The organism is Streptomyces sp. AK08-02 (assembly GCF_033795085.1).
Classification (GTDB): domain Bacteria; phylum Actinomycetota; class Actinomycetes; order Streptomycetales; family Streptomycetaceae; genus Streptomyces; species Streptomyces echiniscabiei.
This window is the reverse complement of record NZ_JARAZV010000016.1, coordinates 226,279-249,656: the sequence shown is the minus strand read 5'-3', so window position 1 is coordinate 249,656 and position 23,378 is coordinate 226,279. Positions and strand designations below refer to the sequence as shown.

Genomic DNA, 23,378 nt, shown 5'->3' with positions numbered 1-23,378 from the left:
CCGATAGTCTCGGCGTATGGCTCTCAACACGTCCGCTGACGCTCCGCTGCCCGTCGGCGAGGTGTCGCGGCTCATCGGGGGGTGGATCGACCGGCTCGGCGCCGTGTGGGTCGAGGGGCAGATCACCCAGTTGTCGCGGCGGCCGGGCGCCGGCGTGGTGTTTCTGACGCTGCGTGACCCCTCGCACGACATCTCCGTGGCCGTCACCTGCTATCGGCAGGTGTTCGACAGCATCGCCGACGTGGTGAGCGAGGGGGCCCGTGTCGTCGTCCTCGCCAAGCCCGAGTGGTATGCGCCGCGAGGGCAGTTGTCGCTGCGGGCCACCGAGATACGGCCGGTCGGGGTCGGGGAACTGCTCGTCCGGCTGGAGCAGTTGAAGAAGGCCCTGGGCAACGAGGGGCTGTTCGCCGCCGACCGGAAGAAGGCGCTGCCCTTTCTGCCCCACCTCGTCGGGCTCGTGTGCGGGCGCGCCTCCGCCGCCGAGCGGGACGTCCTGGAGAACGCCCGCCGGCGCTGGCCCGCCGTCCGTTTCGAGGTGCGCAACGTCGCCGTGCAGGGCGTGCACGCCGTATCGCAGGTCGTCCAGGCCGTGAAGGAGCTGGACGATCTCGACGAGGTGGATGTGATCGTCGTGGCGCGGGGCGGCGGAAGCGTGGAGGACCTGCTGCCCTTCTCCGACGAGCAGCTCGTACGGGCGGTCGCCGCCTGTCGTACGCCCGTCGTCTCCGCCATCGGACACGAACCGGACCATCCGCTCCTCGACTACGTGGCGGATCTGCGGGCCTCCACTCCCACGGACGCCGCCAAGAAGGTCGTGCCCGACGTGGGCGAGGAGTACGAGCGGGTGCGGTTGCTGCTCGACCGGGCCCGGCGTTCCGTCCACACCTTCGTCGAGCGGGAGGAGCGCGGGCTGGCGCACGCCCTGGCCCGGCCCGCCATGGAGGATCCGCACCGGATGATCGACGAGCGGGCCGACCACGTCGCCTCCCTCACCGAACGGGCGCGGCGCACCCTCGGCCATCTCCTCGACCGCGCCGATTCCGAGCTGTCGCACACCCACGCGCGCGTGGTGGGCCTCTCCCCCGCCGCGACCCTGCGGCGCGGGTACGCGGTGCTGCAACAGGCCGACGGGCACGTGGTCCGGGATCCGGGTGAGGTGGCGGCCGACGAGCCTTTGCGGGCACGGGTCGCCGAGGGTGAGTTCACTGTTCGAGTCGATGTTGCCGATGTTGTCGATGTTTAGGGTGTGCCCATGACCAGCAACGTGAGTGAGGCGCTCGGCTACGAGCAGGCGCGGGACGAGCTGATCGAGGTCGTACGGCGGCTGGAGGTGGGCGGTACGACGCTGGAGGAGTCCCTCGCCCTCTGGGAGCGCGGCGAGGAGCTGGCCAAGGTGTGCCGGCAGTGGCTGGAGGGCGCGCGCAAGCGGCTCGACGCCGCGCTGGCCGAGGGCTCGACGGCGGGGGACGGCGAGGAGGACGGCTCCGGCTCCGGCTCCGGCTCCGGCTCCGAGTGATCCGCTGGTGGTCCCGTCTCGTTTTCTGTGAAGAGGATCACCATCCACCGCCCTTTGTTGAACCTTGAACTTCTTTTTTGTACTGTCGGTGTCGTCAGCCGATCCCACCGGATCCGACGCACGTCTACAGCACGTCTACAGAAGGTCTGCCATGTCTCTCGTTCTTGACCCCGCCGCCCAGGACCTCCTGTTCCGCGAGGCCCGTACCGCGAACACCTTCACCGACGAGCCGGTGTCGGACGAGCAGATGCAGGCGATCTACGACCTGGTCAAGTACGGCCCGACCGCGTTCAACCAGACCCCGCTGCGCATCACCCTGGTCCGCTCCGCCGAGGCCCGCGAGCGCCTCGTGCAGCACATGGCCGAGGGCAACCAGGCGAAGACCGCCACGGCGCCGCTGGTCGCGATCCTCTCCGCGGACAACGAGTTCCACGAGGAGCTGCCGGCCCTCCTCCCGGCCTTCCCCCAGGCCAAGGACCTCTTCTTCAGCGAGCGTTCCGCCCGTGAGGGTGCCGCCGGGCTCAACGCCGCCCTGCAGGCCGCGTACTTCATCATCGGCGTGCGTGCCGCCGGCCTCGCCGCCGGCCCGATGACCGGTCTCGACTTCGCGGGCGTCCAGAAGGAGTTCCTGGACGGCGACCACACCCCGCTGATGGTCGTCAACATCGGCAAGCCGGGCCCCGACGCCTGGTACCCGCGCTCCCCCCGCCTGGCATACGACGAGGTCATCACGACCGTCTGACGTCCTGACGTCCGACAAGGACGCACCGGCGCACAACGACGCGTCCATGACCGAGGCCCCCGGCTCAAGCCGGGGGCCTCGGTCATACCTGCCACACCTGTCACACCTGCCCGGTCCGCTACGTCGTCTTCAGCGCCTGGGCCATCTTCGTCAGGCGGTCGAACGGCGCCGTGCCCGCCACCACCGTGGTGGAGCCCTTCTCGCGCAGCACCAGCGCGTCGTACTTCTCGCCCTCGTACCGCGTCCACGTCGCGTCACCGATGCGCTGGGTGACCTTTGTCTCCCTGGCCTTCTGGGTGGCTTCGTCGATGAAGACGGACGGCTTCTGAGCGGACTGCTCCACCGCCACGTACTCACCCTCGGAGTCGTGGAAACCCAGGTGCCACGCGTCGAAGTTGTCGCCGGAGAAACGCACCGACGTCGCCTTCCAGTCGGCCGGCAGGCCCTGGGGCGCGGCCACCGGGTAACTCGCCGCGCGGCGGGCCGTCAACAACTCGACGCGGTAGTCGACCCTTTTGAGGTCGGGAGCGGAGTCGTCGTGCGGGACGAAGACATAGATCACTCCCGCCGCGAGACTGATGAGGCCCAGGGAAAGAATCATGTCCCGGGCCGACTTCTGCTTGCCGGTCTTGCCGTTCGAACCTGCCACGCCCCCCATCGTCGCAGGTGCACCCGCCCGCTCATCCGTGGGGCCCCCTGCTCATTTTGTCTGCCTGGAGATAGAGTCGGGACCCACACCCTCATCCGGCCGTCGCCGTATCAGAAAGGTGCGTCTCGATGACCGAGCATCATCATCTGCCGTCCGAACTCGAAGTCCCCTCCGAGGCCCCCGACCGCAACCTCGCCCTGGAACTCGTCCGCGTGACCGAGGCCGCCGCGATGGCAGCGGGCCGCTGGGTCGGCCGCGGTGACAAGAACGGCGCCGATGGTGCCGCGGTACGCGCCATGCGGACCCTCGTCTCGACCGTCTCGATGAACGGCGTCGTCGTCATCGGAGAGGGCGAGAAGGACGAGGCGCCCATGCTGTTCAACGGCGAGCAGGTCGGCGACGGGACCGGGCCCGAGTGCGACATCGCCGTCGACCCGATCGACGGTACGACCCTGACCGCCAACGGCATGACCAACGCCATCGCGGTCCTCGCGGCGGCCGACCGCGGGTCGATGTTCGACCCGTCCGCGGTCTTCTACATGGACAAGCTGGTCACCGGGCCGGACGCCGCCGACTTCGTCGACATCAACGCGCCCGTCTCCGTGAACATCCGCCGGGTCGCCAAGGCCAAGCGGGTCACGCCCGAGGACGTCACCGTCGTCATCCTCGACCGGCCGCGCCATGTCGGCATCATCAAGGAGATCCGGGAGACCGGCGCTCGTATGAAGCTGATCTCGGACGGCGATGTCGCCGGTTCGATCCTCGCCCTGCGCGAGGGCACCGGCGTCGATCTGCTGCTGGGCATCGGCGGTACGCCCGAGGGCATCATCTCGGCCTGTGCCGTGAAGTGCCTCGGCGGCACCATCCAGGGCAAGCTGTGGCCGAAGGACGACCAGGAGCGGCAGCGGGCGGTGGACGCGGGGCACGATCTCGACCGCGTGCTGACGACCGACGACCTGGTCTCCGGCGAGAACGTCTTCTTCGTCGCCACCGGGATCACCGACGGTGAGTTGCTGCGAGGGGTTCGCTATCGGTCGGAGACGGCGACGACGGAGTCGATCGTGATGCGGTCGAAGTCCGGGACGGTGCGGCAGATCTCGTCCGAGCACCGGCTCAGCAAGCTGAGGGCGTACAGCGCGATCGACTTCGATCGCGCCAAGTAACCATCGCGCGGAGGGCGCCCTTTGTGCGGAGGGGCGCCCTCGGCCATGACCGGGTGAGGTCAGCCGGCTGCGGCTATCGGGCCGCGTGCGGCCTTGTTGAGTTCCATTTCGCGGCGGCGGCGCCTGGCCAGGACCACGCGGCGCTCGGCGGCGGTGAGGCCGCCCCAGACGCCGTACGGCTCGGGTTGCAGCAGTGCGTGTTCTCGGCACTCGACCATGACCGGACAGCCACCGCACACCCGCTTGGCCGCCTGCTCCCGGGAGAGCCGGGCCGCGGTCGGTTCCTTGGACGGGGCGAAGAAGAGACCCGCCTCGTCGCGCCGGCACACCGCCTCGGTGTGCCACGGGGCGTCCTGGTCCCTCTCCCGCACTGGCACCCGCTGGGGCGGAACGGCGGCGACCTGCAGGGACGAATGCGGCGGTTGCAGCACGGTCTACTCCTGACGACGGCTTCTTCGCGAGCTGGAGGGAGCCGTGGGGCCCACGTGGGCCGGGGCGACGGGTCCGGAACGTCCGGTGCGTGCGATCGCAAGGCGCGCGCATGCCGGGCGTACCGGGTTCCGCGTGAAGCCCACGGCACCCTCCAAGAGACGATGCAGCAAGCCCTACCCGCTGTGCGCGCGCCTATGCACTGAGTTCTCGACCGCTGAGACTCCAGCGCACTGCCGAGGTGTCGCGACCTGACCGAATCCCTTCGGGTGCGACCGAATTCACAACCGTCAATGACCCAGGTGTTTGCGCAAACCCTTGTCGACCTTGCGCGAGACCCGGTCGAGGATGTCCTCGATCATCTTGCCGCGCTTGGGCTTCGCCTCGACGTTGCCGAGTATGGCCAGCCCGTCCACGAAGACCACGGGCGCGTCGGGATCACCCGAATCCAGCGTGCTCACCTCGAAGTTGCCGAGGACACCGCCGCCCGTGCCGCGCAGCGAGACGTTCTCCGGGACGCGGATCTCGACGTTGCCGAAGACCGAGATCGCCTTGATCACCACCTGCTGGTGCTCGAACATCGCCTCGCTGAGGTCGATCTCGACGCTGCCGAAGATCGCGTACGCGTGCATACGGCGGCCCGCGCGCCAGCGGCCCTTGCGGACGGCGCTGCTGAAGACCGCCACCACGTTGTCGTCCGGGTCGAGCGGGATCGCGCCCGGGGTGGGGTGGTTGGGGGCCGGGGCGTATCCCCACCCGGTGGCCCGGGGCGCGTGGGACGGGTGGGGCTGGTGGCCGGCGGGGAGGTCCCGTACGAAGACCTCCAGTTCGCCGACCGTCTTGGCGCTCAGGACGCCCTCGACGCGCTCGGCGTGCTCGTCTGGCGTGAGACGGCCCTCGGCCAGCGCCTCGCGCAGCAGGTCCGCGATGCGGTCACGGTCGGCGTCCGACGCGCGGAGTTCGTCGACGCGCGGTTCGGTGTGCTTCTGAAGGTCCACGGAAGCAGCGTACCCAAACGCGATAGATCGCGACTAGGGGTGTGGATGGATATGACAGACCAACGGCGGACGGTCTCGTTCGAGCCGACCCCCTCTCAAGTGAGTCTTACCTAACAAGCTGTTCCCGTCCGGCAGGTCATACCCTGGTGGGCGCCCGCCGATGAAGGCAGGCCGCTGTCTTCGTCGAGTGAGGAATGGGCGAGATGCCTGAGTTCGCGTACACCGATCTGCTCCCCATGGGAGAGGACACCACCCCGTACCGGCTGGTGACCTCCGAGGGTGTCTCCACCTTCGAGGCCGACGGGCGGACGTTCCTCAAGGTCGAGCCGGAGGCGCTGCGCAAGCTCGCCGCCGAGGCCATCCACGACATCCAGCACTATCTGCGGCCCGCCCACCTGGCGCAGCTGCGGCGCATCATCGACGACCCCGAGGCGTCGAGCAACGACAAGTTCGTGGCGCTGGACCTGCTGAAGAACGCCAACATCGCGGCGGCCGGCGTGCTCCCCATGTGCCAGGACACCGGTACGGCCATCGTCATGGGCAAGCGTGGGCAGAACGTCCTCACGACGGGCGGTGACGAGGCAGCTCTGTCCCAGGGCATCTACGACGCCTACCTGAACCTGAACCTGCGCTACTCGCAGATGGCTCCCCTCACCATGTGGGAGGAGAAGAACACCGGCTCCAACCTGCCCGCCCAGATCGAGCTGTACGCCACAGACGGCGGCGCCTACAAGTTCCTCTTCATGGCCAAGGGCGGCGGTTCGGCCAACAAGTCGTTCCTCTACCAGGAGACGAAGGCCGTTCTGAACGAGGCCTCCATGATGAAGTTCCTGGAGGAGAAGATCCGTTCGCTGGGCACGGCCGCCTGTCCGCCGTACCACCTGGCGATCGTGGTCGGCGGCACGAGCGCCGAGTACGCGCTGAAGACCGCGAAGTACGCCTCCGCGCACTACCTGGACGAGATCCCGGCCGAGGGTTCGCCGCTCGGGCACGGTTTCCGGGACAAGGAGCTGGAGGAGAAGGTCTTCGAGCTGACGCAGAAGATCGGGATCGGCGCGCAGTTCGGCGGCAAGTACTTCTGCCACGACGTGCGCGTGGTGCGGCTGCCGAGGCATGGCGCCTCCTGCCCCGTCGCCATCGCCGTGTCCTGCTCCGCCGACCGTCAGGCCGTCGCGAAGATCACGGCCGAGGGTGTCTTCCTGGAGCAGTTGGAGACCGACCCGGCGCGGTTCCTGCCGGAGACGACGGACGAGCACCTCGACGAGGCGGCGGACGTGGTCCGCATCGACCTCAACCAGCCGATGGACGACATCCTCGCCGAGCTGACCAAGTACCCGGTGAAGACGCGGCTGTCGTTGTCCGGCCCGCTGGTCGTGGCGCGGGACATCGCGCACGCCAAGATCAAGGAGCGGCTGGACGCGGGCGAGGAGATGCCGCAGTACCTGAAGGACCACCCGGTGTACTACGCCGGGCCGGCGAAGACGCCCGAGGGGTACGCCTCCGGGTCGTTCGGGCCGACCACGGCCGGGCGTATGGACTCCTACGTCGAGCAGTTCCAGGCGGCGGGCGGGTCCAAGGTGATGCTGGCGAAGGGGAACCGGTCGGCGCAGGTCACCAGCGCGTGTGACGCGCACGGTGGGTTCTATCTCGGGTCGATCGGGGGGCCGGCCGCGCGGCTCGCCCAGGACTGCATCAAGAAGGTCGAGGTCGTCGAGTACGAGGAGCTCGGGATGGAGGCGGTGTGGAAGATCGAGGTCGAGGACTTCCCGGCGTTCATCGTGGTTGACGACAAGGGCAACGACTTCTTCCAGGATCCCGCGCCGGCGCCGGTGTTCACGAGCATTCCCGTGCGGGGGCCTGGGCTGGGGTAGTTTTTTTCGCCCCCGCCGCCCCTACCCGTCCCATCCTGAACCTGGGGGCTGCGCCCCCAGACCCCCCTCCGGCCCTGAACGGGCCTCGTCCTCAATCGCCGGACAGGCTGAGGGTGTGGGCCTGGGCTGGAAAGTTGCGGGAATACGTCCCTCCGGAGTCACGCTGTGCCTTTCGGAGGTACGACGATGACTACGCCCGACCAGCCTCAGCATCCGCAGCAGTACCGCATCGAGCACGACTCCATGGGGGAGGTCCGCGTTCCCGTCCACGCCAGGTGGCGGGCCCAGACCCAGCGTGCTGTCGAGAACTTTCCTGTTTCCGGGCAACGTATCGAGCGGGCCCACATCGAGGCGCTCGCCCGGATCAAGGGTGCCGCCGCGAAGGTCAACGCCCAGCTCGGTGTGGTCGACAAGGACATCGCCGACGCCATTCAGGAGGCCGCGGACGAGGTCGCCGAGGGGCATTGGGACGAGCACTTTCCCGTCGACGTGTTCCAGACCGGCTCCGGGACCTCGTCCAACATGAACGCCAACGAGGTCATCGCGAGCCTCGCCAGTGAGCGGCTCGGCAGGGACGTACACCCCAATGACCACGTCAACGCCTCGCAGTCGTCCAACGACGTGTTCCCCTCCTCCATCCACATCGCCGCCACCGCCGCCGTCACCCGTGAGCTGATCCCCGCCCTCGACCACCTCGCGGACGCCCTCACCCGCAAGTCGGAGGAGTTCGCCGACGTCGTGAAGTCGGGGCGTACGCATCTCATGGACGCCACGCCCGTCACCCTCGGGCAGGAGTTCGGTGGGTACGCGGCTCAGGTGCGGTACGGCGTGGAACGGCTGCGTGCCTCGCTGCCCCGGCTCGCCGAGCTGCCGCTCGGTGGCACCGCCGTCGGGACCGGGATCAACACGCCTCCCGGGTTCTCCGCCGCCGTGATCGAGGAAGTCGCCCGCGCCACCGGGCTGCCCCTCACCGAGGCCCGCGACCACTTCGAGGCGCAGGGCGCGCGGGACGGGATCGTCGAGACCAGTGGACAGCTGCGGACGATCGCCGTCGGGCTGACCAAGATCGCCAACGATCTGCGGTGGATGGCCTCCGGACCGCGTACCGGGCTCGCCGAGATCAGCCTGCCCGATCTCCAGCCGGGGTCGTCGATCATGCCCGGCAAGGTCAACCCCGTGATCCCCGAGGCCGTGCTGATGGTCTCCGCGCAGGTCATCGGCAACGACCTCACCGTCACCACCGCCGGTGCGGCCGGCAACTTCGAGCTCAATGTCATGCTGCCGGTGATCGCGAAGAACGTTCTCGAGTCCGTACGGCTGCTCGCCAACGTCTCGCGGCTGCTCGCCGATCGGACCGTCGACGGGATCGTCGCCCACCGGGAGCGGGCGCGCGAGTACGCCGAGTCCTCGCCGTCCGTCGTCACGCCGCTCAACAAGTACATCGGGTACGAGGAAGCGGCCAAGGTCGCCAAGAAGTCGCTGGCCGAGAAGAAGACGATTCGCCAAGTCGTCCTGGAAGGCGGGTACGTGGAGCGTGGTGATCTCTCCGTCGAACAGCTCGACAGCGCGCTGGATGTCCTGCGGATGACGCGCCCGTAACGTCATCCGGCCACCGGCGTGAACCGTGACACGCACTGCGGCGTCGTATGCCTGTGGCACCTAATATCTCTTCATGGCAGACGACGGAGCGTTGAGACGAGTGGAAGCGGGCGGATCAGCGGCGTACTGGTCCCCCGGGAGTCAGATCCTGTGGCGATACCGTGAGAACTCCGGGGACCGCTTCCACATCGTGCGCCCCGTCACCGTCGTACGGGACGATTCCGACCTTCTCGCGGTGTGGATGGCACCGGGCACCGAGTGCGTCAAGCCCGTACTGGCGGACGGCACACCCGTGCATGTGGAGCCGCTGGAGTCGCGGTACACCAAGCCCCGGACCGTGCAGCGCGACCGCTGGTTCGGCACCGGGGTGCTGAAGCTGGCGCGACCCGCCGAGCCCTGGTCGGTGTGGCTTTTCTGGGAGCCGGGCTGGCAGTTCAAGAACTGGTACGTGAACCTGGAGGAGCCGCTTGCCCGTTGGGCCGGCGGGGTCGATTCCGAGGATCACTTTCTCGACATCACCGTGAATCCCGACCGGAGTTGGGAGTGGCGCGACGAGGACGAGTTCGCGCAGGCCCAGCAGGCCGGTCTGATGGACGCCCAACTCGCCGAAAGGGTACGGAAAGCGGGGCGTTCCGCGGTGGAGGTCATCCAGGCATGGGGGGCGCCGTTCGCGGATGGCTGGCAGCACTGGCGCCCGGATCCGTCGTGGGCTGTACCGTCACTGCCGGAGGACTGGGACCGTACGCCCGCGCACATGTCGTCATGAGACCCTTGATGCGCCCCCGGTACGCAACCGTAGGATCGTCCTCCGCAAGGGCGCACAACCGTAACTCCCGGAACATGCGCTGGGCCTGACCATACGTCACCGAGGGGCGGCAGGACGTGAGCGAGGGGTACGAGGGCAACACCGGTCGGAGTCGAACACGGCTCGCCGGTGCATCAGGAACAACCTCTGACCACGCCGGTTTTCCGTTCCTGGGGCACGTATTCCGGGTATCGGGAAGTCGGCGGGACCAACTGCGTGTACAACGCGCAGCCCCGGACGGATGGATTCGACACGCGTGACGGAGCAACCCACCTCGCACGAGCGCCCTCGGCCGGGCACCGGCCGGCCGGACATCCCCGCGGACACCCGCGGGGCGCTGCTGCGTTCCCCGGAGGCGGCGGCTCTGCCTCTGCCGAAGCAGACGACAGGGCAGAAAGGGGCCGCCGGTGCACCGGAGGCCGCGGTCTGCCCCGGGACAGGCTCCGAGAGCCCCGAGACCGTCGGCGGCGCCGCTACGACCGCGCACGACGCGGGAACATCGGGAACAGAGGCGGGAACAGGCGCGATGGCATCCAGCTCGGGTACGGGTACCGGTACGTCAGGCTCCAAGGGGCCCAACCCCGCCGGTCCCCCGGCCACCCCCGGGCCGGAGCACTCGCAGTCCGACCAGCCGTCCTCGACCGAACCCGACGCGCACCGCCCGCGTCCGGCGCCGGACGGCATCCCGGTCCAACCGGGCGCCGAGACGGGCCGCCCGGGCACGGAGAACCACACGACGGAGCATCACGCCACGGAGACCCACCCGAGCCCGAACGGCCCCGCCGAGGGCGACAGCGCCGACCCGGCCGCGAGCGACCTCGCGGGCAGGGAGCGGCGTTCCGGACAGGGCAGTACCGCCGGCACTCCCCTGCCGATGCGGCGGGACGGCGACCGGCTGCGGTTCGTCGGCGCGGCCACCCGGCGGATCGCACGCGGCATCGACCTCGACGAGATCGTGATGGGGCTGTGCCGGGCCACCGTGCCGACGTTCTCCGACACGATCCTCGTCTATCTGCGCGATCCGCTGCCCGTCGGCGACGAGCGGCCCACCGGCCCGCTGGTGCTGCGGCTGCGCCGCACCGACCGGCTGCCGCAGGAACGGGACACCGAGAACGGCTTTCTGGCCACCTCCGCCGTCCCGCAGCCGCTGCCCGAGCTGTCCCCGGTCAGCGCCGAACTGTGCGAGGTGCGTCCCGGCGGCGCGCTCGCCGAGGTGCTGCGGGGCGTACGGCCCGTTTTCGCGGACGCGCCCGCCGCCCGCGCGGCCCTGCCCGAACTGCTCGGCGAGAGCTGCGACCTGGAGGTCCCGGACGGCCAGCGCGCGATCCTCGCCCCGCTGCGCGGCAGGCGCCGCGTCATCGGGGCCGCGCTGTTCCTGCGCCGGCCGGACCGGATCCCGTTCGAGACGGACGATCTGCTGGTCGCCGCCCAGCTCGCCACCCACAGTGCCCTCGGCATCGACAAGGCGGTGCTGTACGGCCGTGAGGCCTACATCGCCGACGAGCTGCAGCGCACGATGCTGCCGGAGACCCTGCCGCGCCCGACCGGCGTACGGCTCGCGTCCCGTTATCTCCCGGCCGCCGAGACGGCCCGCGTCGGCGGTGACTGGTACGACGCCATCCCGCTGCCCGGCAGCCGGGTCGCGCTCGTCGTCGGCGACGTCATGGGGCACTCCATGACCAGCGCGGCCATCATGGGCCAGCTGCGGACGACCGCGCAGACCCTCGCCGGGCTCGACCTGCCCCCGCAGGAGGTCCTGCACCACCTGGACGAACAGGCCCAGCGGCTCGGCACGGACCGCATGGCGACCTGCCTCTACGCGGTGTACGACCCGGTCTCGCACCGGATCACCATCGCCAACGCCGGCCACCCGCCGCCCGTCCTGCTGCACCTGGGCGGCCGGGCCGAGGTGCTCAAGGTGCCGTCCGGCGCGCCCATCGGGGTCGGCGGTGTCGACTTCGAGGCCGTGGAACTGGACGCGCCCGCCGGCGCCACCCTGTTCCTCTACACGGACGGGCTCGTCGAGTCCCGGCTGCGGGACGTCTGGACCGGCATAGAGCAGTTGCGCGAGAAACTCGCCGCGACCGCCCAGCTGACCGGGCCGGACCATCCGCCGCCCCTCGAAGCGCTGTGCGACGAGGTGCTCGACATGCTCGGCCCGGGCGACCGGGACGACGACATCGCGCTGCTCGCCGCCCGCTTCGACGGCATCGCGCCGAGCGACGTCGCGTACTGGTACCTGGACCCGGAGGACGCGGCGCCCGGCCGAGCCCGCCGGCTCGCCCGGCGTGCCCTGTCCCGCTGGGGTCTGGAGGAGATGACGGACTCGGTGGAGCTGCTGGTCAGCGAGGTCGTGACCAACGCGGTGCGCTACGCGTCCCGGCCGATCACCCTCCGGCTGCTGCGGACCGACGTACTGCGCTGCGAGGTCGGCGACGACGTGCCGCAGCTGCCGCGGCTGCGGCAGGCGCGGGCCACGGACGAGGGCGGCCGGGGACTGTATCTGGTCAACCGGCTGGCCCGGCGCTGGGGCGCGACCCGGCTGAGCACGGGGAAGGTGGTCTGGTTCGAACTGGGCCGGACGTGAGCGGTCATGCGTACGAGAGAGGGCTCCCGGTGATCACCTGATCACCGGGAGCCCTCTCTCGTACCGCCTACTGACCGTCGCCCGGGTCCGGCGGCTCCAGGGTGATGCCCCCCGCCCCGCCCGTCGGGGTCGGCGTGGGAGTCGGCGTCGGCGTAGGAGTCGGCGTCGGAGTCGGGGTGGGAGTCGGCGTCGGCGTAGGAGTCGGCGTCGGAGTCGGGGTGGGAGTCGGCGTCGGAGTCGGCGTAGGTGTCGGTGACCCCGTGTCGGTCGGGGTCGGCGTCGGTGACGCCGTGGGCTTCACGCCCGCGCCGAACGAGGTGTCCAGGTCGAACTTGGTCACCTTGCCCATCGTGCCGAAGGTGTACGTCGCCCAGATCTTCGCCGGGTAGCCACCGCCGTTGATCCGGCCACCGCCCGCGGGGATGAGACCCGTGGCGCCCTTCAGGCTGACCTGCTTTCTGGCCTTCGTGTCCTCGCCGAACAGGCCGACCGAGGTGGCCATGCCGGGCGTGTAGCCGGTGAACCAGGCCGACTTGTTCTCGTCGGACGTACCCGTCTTGCCGGCCACCTGCTGGCCCTTGCGGTTGTCCGCCTGCGCCACCGAGGCCCGGGCAGTACCGTCGTCGACCACGCCCGTCAGCACCGACGTGACGGCGTCGGCCGCCTCGGGGCTGATGACCTGGTTCCCGATCGGAGAGTCGAACTCGACGGTGCGGTCCTTGTGTTCGGCCGACTTCACGATGGCCGGGGTGACCTTGCGGCCGTGGTTGTCGAGGGTGGCGTAGACGCCGGCCATCTCCATCGGGCTCGCGCCCATCGTGCCCAGGGTCTGCGCGGGTACCGCCTGCAACCCGGTGGTGTCCAGGCCGAGTTCGTCCGCGACCTTCATGACCTCGGACATGCCGACGTCGACGCCCATCTGTGCGAACACCGAGTTGATCGACTTGTTCATCGCGGTCTGGACGGTGACGTCGCCGTAGTCCGCGTCGTCCTCGTTCGGCGGGCCGAAGCCGACCTTCTTGCCGTCGGAGACGACCTGCCGGCCGCTGGTGCCGTCGTAGACCGTGTCCGGGTTGATCACGTCGCCGTCCTGCGTACGTGCCTGCTCCTCCATGGCCGCCGCGAGGATGATCGGCTTGAAGGTGGACGCGGGCTGGTAGTCACGCCGGGTCGCGTTGCTGATGTAGTGCTTGAAGTAGTCGGTGCCGCCGTACAGCGCGAGCACCCGCCCGGTCTTCGGGTCGACGGACACCGCACCGGCCTGGACGTTGCCGTCCACCTTGCGCTTCTTCGGGTCGAGCTTGCTGGTGAGCTGGCCCTTGACTGCGCTCTCCAGCGCGGCCTGCTTCTTCCGGTCGATGTTGAGCGTGATCGTCCAACCGCCCTTGTCGACCAGTGCGTTCGCGCTGTCGATGTCGTCCGCCGAGCCCTGGGCGACGAGTTGTCTGGCCAGCTGGGCCTTGGCGGCGTCGACGAGGTACCCGGTCTGGCCCTCCAGACCCGGGGCGCCCTTCGGTTCCAGCGGCGTCGGGAACTTCATGGCGTCGCGCTCGGACTTCTTGAGCCAGCCCTCCCCGACCATGTTGTCGAGTACGTAGTTCCAGCGGGCGGTCACGAGCTTCTTGCTGGTGTCGGAGGCGACCGCCCAGTCGTACTGGCTCGGCGCCTGGAGCAGCGCGGCGAGGTACGCGCCCTGCGCGACGCTGAGGTCCTTGGCGTCGACGCGGTAGTAGGCCTGCGCGGCGGCCTGGATGCCGTAGGAGTCGCGGCCGTAGTAGTTGGTGTTGATGTAGCCCGCGAGGATGTAGTCCTTGGTCCTCTTCTGATCCACCTTCAGCGAGATGACCAGTTCCTTCAGCTTGCGCGTGATGGTCTGGTCCTGCTCCAGGTAGTAGTTCTTGACGTACTGCTGGGTGATCGTCGAACCACCCTGCTTGCCCTTGCCCGACAGCGTGTTGATCAGACCGCGGGCGGTGCCCTTGAAGTCGACGCCGGCGTCCTTGTAGAAGGACTTGTTCTCGGCGGCGACGAAGGTCAGCTGGACCTTCTTGGGGACCTCGTCCAGGTCCACGATCTCGCGGTTGACCGTGCCGGTGCGGGCGAGGACGTTGCCGTCGCTGTACTTGTAGATGTTGCTCTGCTTCTCCGCGGCGGCGTTGCCGACGGGCACCTCGATCATCAGATAGAGCACGACGAAGGCGCCCATACCGAGCAGCAGGAAGCCGAAGAACGCGCCGAGGATCTTCTTCCAGGTGAAGAGGCGGCGCAGGAGACTCTTACCCTCGTTGCCGTTCTTGCCCTTCTTGGCGCTCTTGCCGCGCGCCGCCGCCCTGCTTGCCGCCCGGCCCCCGGTCGCCGGCTCGGTCGCGGTCGCGACCCCGCCCTCGGTACCGGTTTCCGTTCCGGTCCCGGTGTCGGTCGAGGCATCCCTGGAGGAGCTCCTGGGCGCCGCGCGGCGGCCACCGCGATGCTGCCGCGCTCGTCTCTCGTCCGCTCGTCCCATGGGTCGCTTCGCTCCGCTTCCTACTTCGCACAGGTTCATGGCTCAGGTCAGCTCAGAAAACTAACACCGGCGGATAAGACGACGAGCTTTCGATCCCCCCTTTTCCGGACGTGACAATCAGCACCCGCCCCACTGGAACCGACTACCGGGGGGTGCGGAAGGTTGCCACACCGGCTAAAGTGATATCACTTAGATAAAACGCTGCTAGGTCGTCGGTGGCCAGACCCTGGCCACGACGGTCACGAAACGGGGGGCATCAACCATGACCGCACACGACTCCACTCCGACCGCCGATCCCGAGGTCGATCTGCCCGACATGCCCGATCCGCAGGTCCGCGAGTTCCCGGCCCGCAGCATCGGCGGCGGCGCCGCCCTGCTGCTGGGACTGCTCGGACTCGCGCTCGGCGTCGGCATGATCGTCGGCGCGACAGTCGTCTCCGGCGGCGGGGCCAAGGCCGCCCTGATCGTCCCGGGCGTCCTGATCAGCTTCTCCGCCTTCATCGCCATGTGCGGTCTGAACATGGTCGCGCCGGGCGAGGCCCGGGTGGTCCAGCTCTTCGGGCGGTACCGGGGGACGATCCGGCAGGACGGGCTGCGCTGGGTGAACCCGCTCACCTCGCGCTCGAAGATCTCGACTCGGGTACGCAACCACGAGACCCCCGTCCTCAAGGTGAACGACGCCTACGGCAACCCGATCGAACTCGCCGCCGTCGTGGTCTGGAAGGTCAGGGACACCGCGCAGGCCAGCTTCGAGGTCGACGACTTCCTGGAGTTCGTCGCCACCCAGACCGAGGCGGCCGTCCGGCACATCGCCATCGAGTACCCGTACGACGCCCACGACGAGGGCGGGCTCTCGCTGCGCGGCAACGCCGAGGAGATCACCGAGAAGCTGGCCGTAGAGCTGCACGCGCGCGTGCAGGCGGCCGGCGTCCAGATCATCGAGTCCCGCTTCACCCACCTCGCGTACGCTCCCGAGATCGCCTCGGCGATGCTCCAGCGGCAGCAGGCGGGGGCGGTCGTCGCGGCGCGGCGGCTCATCGTCGACGGCGCGGTGGGGATGGTCGAGGCCGCGCTCGCCCGGATCACCGAGCAGGACATCGTGGAGCTGGACCCGGAACGGAAGGCGGCGATGGTGTCGAACCTCCTGGTGGTGCTGTGCGGAGACCGCGCGGCGCAGCCGGTCGTGAACACGGGGTCCCTGTACCAGTGAGTGATCCCTCCGGGGGTTCCGCCGCCGAGAACCCCGAACACGCCGAGCGCCGGCCGCGGCAGCAGCGCAAGCAGGTGCTGCTGCGGCTGGACCCCGCCGTGTACGACGCGCTGGCCCGGTGGGCGGGGGACGAGTTGCGCTCGGCCAACGCGCAGATCGAGTTCCTGTTGCGGCGGGCTCTGGCGGAGGCGGGCAGGCTGCCCGGGGAGGCGGGCCCCATCCCGCGCCGCGGGCGGCCACCCGGGAGCTCCGCCCCCGGACCCCCGTCGGCCTGAAGGGCCCCACCCTCAGGTGCCGGACGAGCCGAACAGGCCCGTCCGGCACCTGACGCTCGCCGCACGCAAGCCTGGTGACAGAACCGTGACAACCGGCTCCCACCTGCGCATACACCGCCCTCGCTCAGCCGGTTCCATGATCTATACACAGTGGGTATACACAGCACGTATACCCCGTGCGTATAGTCCTTCTCATGTCCATCGGTCACACCCTTCTAGGGCTCCTGGAGTCCGGCCCCCGTCACGGCTACGACCTGAAGCGGGCCTTCGACGAGAAGTTCGGTCACGATCGCCCGCTGCACTACGGGCAGGTCTACTCGACGATGTCCCGGCTGCTGAAGCACGGGCTCGTCGAGGTCGACGGCATCGAGGCCGGCGACGGTCCCGAGCGAAAGCGGTACGCGATCACGGACGCCGGGATCACCGACGTACAGCGGTGGCTCGCGACGCCCGAGAAGCCCGAGCCGTATCTGCAGTCGACCCTCTACACGAAGGTCGTCCTCGCGCTGCTCACCCACCGCGACGCCGGTGACATCCTCGACACGCAGCGCGCCGAACACCTGCGGATGATGCGCATGCTGACCGAGCGCAAGCGCAAGGGCGACCTCGCGGACCAGCTCATCTGCGACCACGCCCTGTTCCACCTCGAAGCCGATCTGCGCTGGCTGGAACTGACCTCCGCGCGCCTCGACAAACTCGCTCTGGTGGTGACCTCCCGATGACCGCTCCCAATACCGCCCCTCCCGGTTCCCTGCTCGTCGCGAGCGAACTGCGCAAGGCCTACGGTCCGACCAACGCGCTCGACGGCGCCGAGTTCTCGATCCACCCCGGCGAGGTCGTCGCCGTGATGGGCCCGTCCGGGTCCGGCAAGTCGACCCTGCTGCACTGTCTCGCCGGGATCGTCCCGCCCGACTCCGGCTCGATCACGTACAACGGGCGGGAGATGGCCGGGATGAGCGACGCCCAGCGCAGTCAGCTGCGGCGCACCGAGTTCGGGTTCGTGTTCCAGTTCGGGCAGCTCGTGCCGGAGCTCACCTGCGTCGAGAACGTGGCGCTTCCCCTCCGCCTGGGCGGGACCTCCCGCAAGGTGGCCGAGCGGACCGCGCTGTCCTGGATGGAACGGCTGGAGGTCGACGACCTCAAGGGCAAGCGGCCCGGCGAGGTGTCCGGAGGGCAGGGGCAACGGGTGGCCGTGGCACGGTCGTTGGTCACCAGCCCCCGGGTGCTGTTCGCCGACGAGCCCACCGGCGCCCTCGACTCGCTCAACGGCGAGCGGGTGATGGAGCTGCTCACCGAGGCCGCCCGGTCGACCAACGCGGCCGTCGTGCTCGTCACCCACGAGGCACGGGTGGCCGCCTACTCGGACCGCGAGATCGTCGTACGGGACGGGAAGTCGCGGGACATGGAGCGCGTCGTATGAGCGTGCGGCAGTGGACACGGGACCTGGGCATGGGGGTCCGGTTCGCCTTCACGGGCGGGCGCGAGGGCTGGGGTCGGGTCCTGCTGACGGCCGTCGGGGTCGGGCTGGGGGTGGCACTGCTGCTGCTGACGACCGCCATCCCGACCGCGCTGGCGGCCCGGGGCGAGCGCGGCGACGCCCGCACGGACGTCGTGTTCGTCGACAAGCAGCCACCGAAGGCGGACGACACACTGATCGTCGCCGTGGTCGACACGACCTTCCGCACGGACGACGTGCGCGGGCGGGAGCTGCAACCCGAAGGGGTACGAGCGCCCCTGCCGCCGGGCATCGACAGGTTCCCCGCGGTCGGGGAGATGATCGTCTCCCCGGCTCTCGAACGGCTGCTGAAGTCCGCCGACGGCAAGCTGCTGCGGGAGCGGCTGCCGGAGCGGATCGTCGGCACCATCGCCGACACCGGGCTCGTCGGACCGGCCGAACTCTCCTTCTACCGAGGGGGCGAGGGGCTTGAACACCATTTCAGCGGTGGTTCGGTGGGGCGGATCGAACGGTTCGGGGATCTGCATCCGACGTCCGAGGCGATGGATCCCGTCCTGATCCTGCTCACCCTCGTCGTCTTCATCGTGCTGCTGATGCCGGTCGGCGTCTTCATCGCCACGGCCGTACGGTTCGGCGGTGAGCGGCGCGACCGACGGCTGGCCGCGCTGCGACTGGTCGGGGCCGACGGCATGATGACCCGCCGGATCGCCGCGGGCGAGGCGTTCGGCGGCGCAGCGGTCGGGCTCGTCTTCGGCACCCTCTTCTTCCTGATCGGCCGGCAGGCCGCGGGACACGTCGAACTCCTCGACGTGAGCGTGTTCCCCAGCGATCTGAATCCGGCGCCCGCGCTGGCTGTCCTGGTCGGGGTCGTCGTGCCGGTGGCCGCCGTACTGGTGACCCTGTTCGCGCTGCGCGGTGTGGTGATCGAACCGCTCGGTGTGGTGCGTACGGCCCGTCCCCCGCGCCGCCGGCTGTGGTGGCGGCTGCTGATGCCACTGGGCGGGATCGCGGCGCTCTCCCCGATGATCGGGCAGGGCAACGACTCCGGGCAGTTCAACGACCTTCTCGTCATCGCCGGTGTCTCGCTGCTGCTCATCGGGGTGACCGCGCTTCTGCCCTGGATCGTCGAGGCGGTGGTCGCCCGGCTCGGCTCCGGCGGGGTCGCCTGGCAACTGGCCGTCCGAAGGCTCCAGTTGGGCAGCGGTACGGCCGCCCGCATGGTGAACGGCATCGCGGTGGCGGTGGCCGGCGCCATCGCGCTGCAGATGTTCTTCTCGGGGGTCTCCGGCAGCTACACGAGAGCGTCGGACCAGGATGTCGACCGGGCCCAGATGGAGGTCGGCGTTCCCGACAGCGTCCCGCTTCTCACGGCGAGCCGACAGCTCGCGAGGACCGAGGGCGTACAGAAGGTCACCGTGCTGTCCTACGGTTCGGTGGGCGAGAAGGCCAGGTCTCCCAAGAAGTACGCCGAGGTGACCATCGGCGACTGCGCGGCGCTGCGTGAGGTGGGCCGGCTCCCCTCGTGCCGGGACGGCGACGTCTTCACCGTGCGGGGTGTCGAGTACGACCAGGACACCCCCACGCTGATCAAGCCGGGCCGGAAGGTTTGGGTCAGCCCGAGCTACTCGCAGAGCGAGAAACCGGCGGTCGCCTGGACGGTGCCGGCCGGTCTGCGGCAGGTCGACTCTCGCGAGGACCCGTCCGGGGTCGAGCGCGGTGGCGTCCTCGTCACACCGGGCGCTCTGCCCAGGACGGTCGTGGCGCAGGCCGCCGGACGGATCTTCGTCGCCCTCGACCCCAGGGTGGCGGACGCCCGCGAACTGGTCCGCAACGCGGCGGCGCGGATCGACCCCCTCACGGATCCCATGACCTACACGGCCACCAACCGCTCCAAGAAGTTCAACTCGATCCGCACCGGCCTGTTCGTCGGCTCCATCTGCGTCCTGCTGCTGATCGGGGTGAGCCTGCTGGTCTCCCAGCTGGAGCAGCTGCGCGAGCGCCGGAAGCTGCTGTCGTCCCTGGTCGCCTTCGGCACCCGGCGGCGCACGCTGACTCTGTCGGTGCTGTGGCAGACAGCGATCCCGATCGGGCTGGGGCTGGTGCTGTCGGCGGGGGTGGGGCTGGCGCTGGGCGTCGTCCTGCTCAAGATGACGAGCTCGTCGGTCCACGTCGACTGGGCCGCCGTACTGGCGATGACCGGGATCGGCGCGGGCGTCGTGCTGCTGGTGACGGTGCTGAGTCTGCCGCCGCTGCTGCGGCTGATGAGGCCGGACGGCCTGCGGACGGAATAGCTCTCCCGCGATTTGTCCGGCTTCCGCTCGGGCCCCTCCCCCGGACCTCGGTTTCCGGGAGAGGGGTCTGTCGGCGTTCGCGCTCAGCGGATGTTCAGAGGCTGTACTCCTTGACCACCCGCCGCACCTGGGCGAAGAGCATGCCGACGTTGACCGCCTTGCGGCAGACGACCACGGCGACGACGTCCTGCTGCTCGTTCAGTCGCACGAACAGGTGAGTGAGGTTCTCGCTGTTGACGAGGATCTCCTGGAAGAAGTGCTGGTCGCTCGGAGTGCCCCGGCGTTCCTTGAACACGTCCTCGATCATCACGACCGTACGGCCCTGGAACAGGTCGAGGGTCGCGCCCGCCAGCAGGTCCAGCACCTCCGGCGGATGGTTGTCGACCGTCTCGTACGAGAGCAGCATCCCGGTGGCCATGTCGACCACCCCCGACGCGACACACTCGGGGGCATCGGTACGTAGCGCCTTGACCAGGCTCATGACCTGGTCGGAGAAACCTGTGGTCATGCGTTTCGTCGCCATCCTTCCTTCACACTCCTTCGGTCGCCACGGCGGGTTCCGTGGCGGTGAGGATCGAGCCGATACGGCGCAGCGCCGGCTGGGTCGCCCGGTGCAGCCGTTCCAGGTCGACGCCCTCGTCGCCGAGTACGACCATCAGCGCGGTGTCCCCGACGGCGTAGAAGGCCGCGCAGCCCTGGCTGCCGTAGGTGACCGTCCGGCGCAGGGTGCCCCGGCCGGTCGCCTGGGCGGCCCGTCGGGCGAGACCGAGTCCCGCGGCGGCGATGGCGGCGAGACCCTCGGGATCGATCGACGCGGCGGTGTCCGCCGCTATGAGCAGTCCGTCGGTGGCGGCGATCGCCGTGTCGGTTATTCCGTCCACCTTTTCGCGCAGGTCGCGCATTTCCATGGCCAGCGCTTTGTGGTCCATGTACTCAACTCCCCTATGAGCTCTACGAACTTCTACGAACCTTCACGAATTTCCATGAGTTCCGTTCCGCATTCGGAAGAACCCTTTCCAGCTCGTCCCGCGCTTTTCGGGGGCGAGAGTTTCGGTGATGCCACTGGCGCCGGGTTCGCGGCGGGGCAGTGCGGGAGCGGGAGCCTGTGGTGGCGATGCCGGTCGAGGCACCGGTTGCGCGTCGGAGGCGAGGACGGCGGCCAACGCGGTGACGACGGCCGCGTCCACGTACGGGGGCGGCAACGGCGGGGGTGGTGGTGGCAGGGGCGGCGGTGGCGGCCTGCGCTGTCGCAGGCCCTCCTGCGGCACCCGGACGACCGGGAGCGGCGCGGCCCCCTCGACGCATTCCAGAAGCCCGGCACCGAGCATCCGCGCCACCTCGACCGTCACCGCGTACACCCCTCGACCGGTACGGAACGCGAGGTCACGCGCGGTACGGCGGCCGTCGGCCTCGGCCAGCAACTCCTGCTGTACGGGATTGAGTTGCCCCGCTCCGATCGGCAGCGGCACCGAACTCGGGCTCGGGCGCTCCCGGTTGGGGCGTACCGGGTGGGACAGGGCGGCGAGGGCGGCGAGTTTGCGGTTGGCGTCCTGCAGGAGGCGGACCGGCCCCTCGCCCACCGGGACCGGGGCGGACGGCTCGGCCCCCGGGTCGCGTTCACAGACGTCCACGCGGCCCGCGACGACCGCGAAGACGGCGTCCCGTAACGCCATCATGCAGACGACGCGCAGTTGGGCGGAGCCCGCGTAGCCGTGCCTGATGAGTTCCGCGCCCGGCCAGCGCGCTCCCCCGGCCTCCCGCACCAGCTCGGCCCACTCCTCGCCGCTGATCCGGCGGGAGCGCAGCAGCAGCGCCTCGGGGCCGGGGGCACCGGGGCTCTCGACGCCGACGACCAGTCCGCGCCGGAAGTGGAATGCCCCGCCTGGGCTGCCGACCGCGCGCAGGGCCCCGGTGTACTCCTCCTGCCCGCACTCGGCCAGGGCGTCGAGCAGCAGGCCGTAGCCGACGCGGCCGAGGGAATCCGGGGAGGCGGATACGGGAACGGGGTCAAGGGCGGACGCGGAGACGGAATCGCGGATGACCGACATCACTCCCCTTGGCCTTGCTCACCGGTATTTCGCACATACGCCTGACGCGTAGCACTGAGGGGGTATGTGTATCAGTCCGGGCGCATATTCAGACCGGGGTCTCGCTACCTGACGGAAGTTGAGATCTCTCGCCGTTCAACGGGCTTTGTTCGACGCTCATTTGATCGAACTGTCACCTGTTTAGTCGCCCAACACCCGGACGGGCAACGGCCGCAGTGCCTCCCGCAGAGCCGCCGCCAGTTCCTCGTACTCCGCGCCCCGCACCGCGCCCGCACGCGTCGCGAGGCCGATCCGACGGGTCGGGGCCGGGGCGGCGAAGTGACCGGTGCTGAGCTCGCCGCTGCGGCCCGCCTCGACCCTGACGGCGGTGTGCGGCAGCAGCGTCACCCCGAGGCCACCGGCCACGAGCTGGACGAGGGTGGACAGTCCGGCGGCCGTCGTGGCGGCCGGGGAGTCCGCGTGCCCGGCCTCCTGGCAGACGTCGAGCGCCTGGTCGCGCAGACAGTGCCCTTCGTCCAGGAGCAGCAGGTCGAGCCCGCGCAGTGCCTCACGCGGGATGTCCGTGTGTCCGCCGAGGGGGTGGTCGCGGGGCGTGACGAGCACGAAGTCCTCGTCGAAGAGCGGGAGTTCGAGGATGCCGGGCATTCCGGTCGGGACGGCGATCAGGAGCAGGTCGAGGCGACCGGTGGTGAGTCCGTCGAGGAGTCCGGCGGTCTGCTCCTCGTGGACCTGGAGGTCGAGGTCGGGGTAACAGTCGTGGACCAGGCGCAGAACGGCGGGCAGGAGGTAGGGCGCGACGGTCGGGATCACGCCGAGCCGCAGCGTCCCGGTGAAGGGCGCGCGCACGGCCTCGGCCTCCTCCATCAGCGCGGCGACCGACTCCAGCACGTCCCGTGCGCGTACGGCGAGCCGCTCCCCGGCGGGCGACAGCAGCACCTTGCGGGTGGTGCGCTCCACGAGGGTGACACCGAGGGCCTCCTCCAGGGCGGCGACGGCACCCGAGAGCGCGGGCTGGCTCATGCCGATCGCGGCGGCGGCGTCCCGGAAGTGCAGATGTTCGGCGACGGCGACGAAGGCGCGCAGCTGGGCGAGGCTGGGCCTGCGGCGACCGTCGGTGTTCCTGGACGCGGCCATGCCCGTACTCCTGACTGCTGTTTCGCCACCGGGGTTCGGCTACCGGGTTTCACTGTCGGGGTTCGCTATCGGGTTCACTGATAGTTTTCGTGGATCGACATG

At 69.6% G+C, this 23,378-nt stretch carries 21 protein-coding genes; 13 read left to right on the top strand and 8 right to left on the bottom strand.

Annotated elements, in window-relative coordinates:
- Positions 1–16 precede the first annotated feature (16 nt).
- From xseA to PV734_RS32095, 3 genes are all read left to right on the top strand, one after another.
- Positions 17–1,243: an exodeoxyribonuclease VII large subunit gene (gene xseA / locus PV734_RS32105; RefSeq protein ID WP_319092218.1), complete on the top strand. Its 1,227-nt coding sequence runs from the start codon at positions 17–19 to the stop codon at positions 1,241–1,243.
- A 9-nt stretch (positions 1,244–1,252) separates the two neighbouring features.
- On the top strand, positions 1,253–1,516 hold the full coding sequence (locus tag PV734_RS32100) for an exodeoxyribonuclease VII small subunit (RefSeq protein WP_319293144.1): 264 nt from the start codon (positions 1,253–1,255) through the stop codon (positions 1,514–1,516).
- A 151-nt stretch (positions 1,517–1,667) separates the two neighbouring features.
- Positions 1,668–2,258, top strand: a complete 591-nt coding sequence (locus PV734_RS32095) for a malonic semialdehyde reductase (protein ID WP_319092220.1) — start codon at positions 1,668–1,670, stop codon at positions 2,256–2,258.
- 118 nt (positions 2,259–2,376) lie between these two features.
- Here the strand turns inward: PV734_RS32095 and PV734_RS32090 are convergent, their stop codons facing one another.
- Positions 2,377–2,907, bottom strand: coding sequence for a DUF4245 domain-containing protein (locus PV734_RS32090; protein ID WP_319092221.1), 531 nt, complete (start codon positions 2,905–2,907; stop codon positions 2,377–2,379).
- 128 nt (positions 2,908–3,035) lie between these two features.
- Here PV734_RS32090 and glpX point away from each other — a divergent pair, with 128 nt between their 5' ends.
- Positions 3,036–4,070 carry a class II fructose-bisphosphatase gene (glpX, locus tag PV734_RS32085; protein ID WP_319092222.1) on the top strand — a complete coding sequence of 345 codons (1,035 nt, stop codon included), beginning with the start codon at positions 3,036–3,038 and terminating at the stop codon, positions 4,068–4,070.
- Between the two features lie 59 nt (positions 4,071–4,129).
- Here glpX and PV734_RS32080 read toward each other — a convergent pair whose 3' ends face one another.
- Both PV734_RS32080 and PV734_RS32075 read right to left on the bottom strand, forming a co-directional pair.
- Entirely contained in the window at positions 4,130–4,501 is a 372-nt protein-coding gene (locus PV734_RS32080; RefSeq protein ID WP_059072941.1) for a WhiB family transcriptional regulator, read from the bottom strand.
- 288 nt (positions 4,502–4,789) lie between these two features.
- Entirely contained in the window at positions 4,790–5,497 is a 708-nt protein-coding gene (locus PV734_RS32075; protein WP_319293142.1) for a DUF1707 domain-containing protein, read from the bottom strand.
- Positions 5,498–5,700: 203 nt separating this feature from the next.
- Between PV734_RS32075 and PV734_RS32070 the strand changes: the two genes are divergently transcribed.
- The 4 genes from PV734_RS32070 to PV734_RS32055 all read left to right on the top strand — a co-directional run bounded on the left by PV734_RS32070 (position 5,701) and on the right by PV734_RS32055 (position 12,359).
- Positions 5,701–7,368 carry a fumarate hydratase gene (locus tag PV734_RS32070; RefSeq protein WP_319092224.1) on the top strand — a complete coding sequence of 556 codons (1,668 nt, stop codon included), beginning with the start codon at positions 5,701–5,703 and terminating at the stop codon, positions 7,366–7,368.
- A 186-nt stretch (positions 7,369–7,554) separates the two neighbouring features.
- Positions 7,555–8,967, top strand: coding sequence for a class II fumarate hydratase (locus PV734_RS32065; RefSeq protein ID WP_319092225.1), 1,413 nt, complete (start codon positions 7,555–7,557; stop codon positions 8,965–8,967).
- A 73-nt stretch (positions 8,968–9,040) separates the two neighbouring features.
- Entirely contained in the window at positions 9,041–9,733 is a 693-nt protein-coding gene (locus PV734_RS32060) for a DUF402 domain-containing protein (RefSeq protein ID WP_319092226.1), read from the top strand.
- Between the two features lie 565 nt (positions 9,734–10,298).
- Positions 10,299–12,359: a SpoIIE family protein phosphatase gene (locus PV734_RS32055; RefSeq protein ID WP_415924302.1), complete on the top strand. Its 2,061-nt coding sequence runs from the start codon at positions 10,299–10,301 to the stop codon at positions 12,357–12,359.
- Between the two features lie 67 nt (positions 12,360–12,426).
- Here the strand turns inward: PV734_RS32055 and PV734_RS32050 are convergent, their stop codons facing one another.
- Complete coding sequence (locus PV734_RS32050) at positions 12,427–14,862, bottom strand: transglycosylase domain-containing protein (protein ID WP_319092228.1); 2,436 nt, start codon at positions 14,860–14,862, stop codon at positions 12,427–12,429.
- 262 nt (positions 14,863–15,124) lie between these two features.
- Here PV734_RS32050 and PV734_RS32045 point away from each other — a divergent pair, with 262 nt between their 5' ends.
- The 5 genes from PV734_RS32045 (at position 15,125) to PV734_RS32025 (ending at position 20,094) form a co-directional block, all read left to right on the top strand.
- Positions 15,125–16,072 carry an SPFH domain-containing protein gene (locus PV734_RS32045; RefSeq protein WP_319293140.1) on the top strand — a complete coding sequence of 316 codons (948 nt, stop codon included), beginning with the start codon at positions 15,125–15,127 and terminating at the stop codon, positions 16,070–16,072.
- On the top strand, positions 16,069–16,347 hold the full coding sequence (locus tag PV734_RS32040; RefSeq protein ID WP_319092230.1) for a hypothetical protein: 279 nt from the start codon (positions 16,069–16,071) through the stop codon (positions 16,345–16,347). Before PV734_RS32045 ends, PV734_RS32040 begins: the two co-directional genes overlap by 4 nt.
- A gap of 194 nt (positions 16,348–16,541) precedes the next feature.
- Positions 16,542–17,069 (top strand): PadR family transcriptional regulator, encoded by a 528-nt coding sequence (locus tag PV734_RS32035; protein ID WP_006381989.1) that lies wholly within the window; start codon positions 16,542–16,544, stop codon positions 17,067–17,069.
- Positions 17,066–17,767 carry an ABC transporter ATP-binding protein gene (locus PV734_RS32030; RefSeq protein WP_319092232.1) on the top strand — a complete coding sequence of 234 codons (702 nt, stop codon included), beginning with the start codon at positions 17,066–17,068 and terminating at the stop codon, positions 17,765–17,767. Before PV734_RS32035 ends, PV734_RS32030 begins: the two co-directional genes overlap by 4 nt.
- Positions 17,764–20,094: an ABC transporter permease gene (locus tag PV734_RS32025; RefSeq protein ID WP_319293138.1), complete on the top strand. Its 2,331-nt coding sequence runs from the start codon at positions 17,764–17,766 to the stop codon at positions 20,092–20,094. The genes PV734_RS32030 and PV734_RS32025 overlap by 4 nt, the downstream gene beginning before the upstream one ends.
- Before the next feature lie 94 nt (positions 20,095–20,188).
- On the opposite strand, the gene PV734_RS32020 is transcribed toward PV734_RS32025, so the two are convergent.
- The 4 genes from PV734_RS32020 to PV734_RS32005 form a co-directional block, all read right to left on the bottom strand.
- Positions 20,189–20,617 (bottom strand): hypothetical protein, encoded by a 429-nt coding sequence (locus PV734_RS32020; protein ID WP_319092234.1) that lies wholly within the window; start codon positions 20,615–20,617, stop codon positions 20,189–20,191.
- 7 nt (positions 20,618–20,624) lie between these two features.
- Positions 20,625–21,023: a roadblock/LC7 domain-containing protein gene (locus PV734_RS32015; protein ID WP_319092235.1), complete on the bottom strand. Its 399-nt coding sequence runs from the start codon at positions 21,021–21,023 to the stop codon at positions 20,625–20,627.
- A gap of 42 nt (positions 21,024–21,065) precedes the next feature.
- Entirely contained in the window at positions 21,066–22,142 is a 1,077-nt protein-coding gene (locus tag PV734_RS32010) for a MarR family transcriptional regulator (RefSeq protein ID WP_319293136.1), read from the bottom strand.
- Between the two features lie 180 nt (positions 22,143–22,322).
- Positions 22,323–23,276, bottom strand: coding sequence for a LysR substrate-binding domain-containing protein (locus PV734_RS32005; RefSeq protein WP_319293134.1), 954 nt, complete (start codon positions 23,274–23,276; stop codon positions 22,323–22,325).
- Positions 23,277–23,378 lie beyond the last annotated feature (102 nt).